At 47.4% G+C, this 1991-nt stretch carries 2 protein-coding genes; both read left to right on the top strand.

Annotated elements, in window-relative coordinates; genetic code table 11:
* On the top strand, positions 1-448 hold a 448-nt coding region (locus tag G4P69_RS33830; RefSeq protein ID WP_452039081.1), incomplete at its 5' end, for a thioesterase domain-containing protein.
* 10 nt (positions 449-458) lie between these two features.
* Complete coding sequence (locus G4P69_RS33825; protein ID WP_208354227.1) at positions 459-1766, top strand: MFS transporter; 1308 nt, start codon at positions 459-461, stop codon at positions 1764-1766.
* The last annotated feature ends 225 nt before the right edge of the window (positions 1767-1991 follow it).

The raw sequence follows: 1991 nt of genomic DNA, 5'->3' as shown, positions 1-1991 counted from the left end.
GGAAGAGTTACAAGAGGATGGGGTTTTCTTGTTGAATTTACTGACAATGGATAAACCTGTTCAGGATAACTCCATTTTACTCCAACGCATCCAGCAACTTGAACCAGACGAGCAGCTACGCCATGTCATAGAATATGCAAGGTCTGCCAACTTGATATCATTAGATTTTGGGGTAGCTGAAGCACGGGGTCTAATAGAGCTTTTCAATAGCCATTTCCGGGCTGGATGTAGTTACATTCCCCAACCTTATCCAGGTAAGGTTACCCTGTTTGTAGCCAGCGAGGAGAAAGTCGAAGAGCCAACCCTGGGCTGGGAAAAGTTAGCACATGAAGGAGTAGAAATTCACTCAGTTCCTGGCAATCACCAATCTATAGTTAGCAAACCTCATGTTCAGGTTCTAGCTGAACAGTTGCGGGTCTGCTTAGAGCAATCCCAGGCGAATAATTGAGGAAAACGACATGACTAAACATAGTATAAACGCAAGAATGCGAGTCTTCGTTATTACCTGGATTGCACAAATGGTTTCCGTAATTGGCTCCGGTCTCACTAGCTTCGCCTTGGACGTATGGGTATACCAACGTACCGGTTCAGTCACCCAGTTTGCACTCGCTGCTCTGTGTACACAGCTACCGCATATTGTGATGTTACCTTTCAGTGGTGTCCTAGTAGACCGTTGGAACCGACGCTGGATAATGATTATGAGTGACTCTGGTCTTGGGTTGAGTATCTTGGCGATCGCCTTGTTACTCACTATTGGTCATCTTGAAGTCTGGCATATCTATATCGCTGGCGCTGTCGGTTCCATCTTCAGCGCCTTCCAAGGGACAGCCTATAGCGCTACCATTCCCCTGTTGGTTCCCAAACAGCATCTAGCTCGTGCCAATGGTATGGTCGAGCTAGGAGAAGCTGGCGCACGACTCATCTCACCTGTGCTAGGAGGTGCACTGCTGGTGACCATTCATCTACAGGGTGTCATTGTGATCGATTTCGCCACCTTCCTGTTCTCCCTAATCACCCTGCTTTTCGTCCGGTTCCCTAGTACTAAAACCACACCTGCTCTAGAAGCCAAGAAAGATTCTTTGCTTTCCGAGGCTACCATAGGCTGGAAGTACATCACCAGTAGACCAGGATTGCTAGGGCTGGAGATTTATCAAGCAGCCAGCAACTTTGTAGGGGAAATCTTTGGTTTGTTAATTATGCCGTTGGTGCTGTCGTTTACCTCCCCAGCCAGCCTCGGTATTATCCTATCCATCGTTGGCGCAGGTGCTTTAGTGGGTACTTTGGTAATGAGTACTTGTGGAGGACCGCAGCGACTCATCTACAGCGTTTTAGGTTTTGAACTACTGGGTGGACTGTCTATCTTAGTTGCTGGGCTGCGCCCCTCCGCCCCACTCTTCACGGTCGCTACCTTTCTAGCCTTCTTAGGTGTGCCAATCATTTACGGTTGTGGTCAAGCCATCTGGCAGAAAAAAGTTCCCCATGAATTGCAGGGAAGGGTATTTGCCACGAAACAAATGATTGCAATGTCTTCTCAACCAGTAGCTTATCTAATTGCAGGTCCGCTAGCGGATCGTGTATTCGAGCCTTTAATGGCTGTCAACGGTCCTCTAGCTAGCAGTATCGGACAAATAATAGGTGTCGGACCGGGTCGAGGCATTGGTCTATTATTTACTGTCCTGGGAACCTTTAACATTTTGCTGACTATTGTAGCCTACCACTATCCCCGCCTGCGCTTGATAGAGGATGATCTGCCGGATCTGATTTAACAATTGGGTAGTGCTACAGAATTATGGCGGGTGCGGGGGGGGGGGAAAAAAAAAATATGGGAGAGGGGGGGAAAGAGTTTTTTTTTGGTGTGTTTTTTTTTTTTTTTCCTAATACCCCCCTTCCGGTTGTTGGGGAGGGAAAGACCCATCCGCTGGGTTTGATGGGGGGTTTGACTCCGGGAAACAGGCAGAAACAAAATAAAAATTTTTAGTATATTTTTCTTT

It is taken from the genome of Aetokthonos hydrillicola CCALA 1050 (genome assembly GCF_017591665.1).
Taxonomy (GTDB): domain Bacteria; phylum Cyanobacteriota; class Cyanobacteriia; order Cyanobacteriales; family Nostocaceae; genus Aetokthonos; species Aetokthonos hydrillicola.
This window is presented reverse-complemented; position numbering and strand designations above follow the sequence as displayed.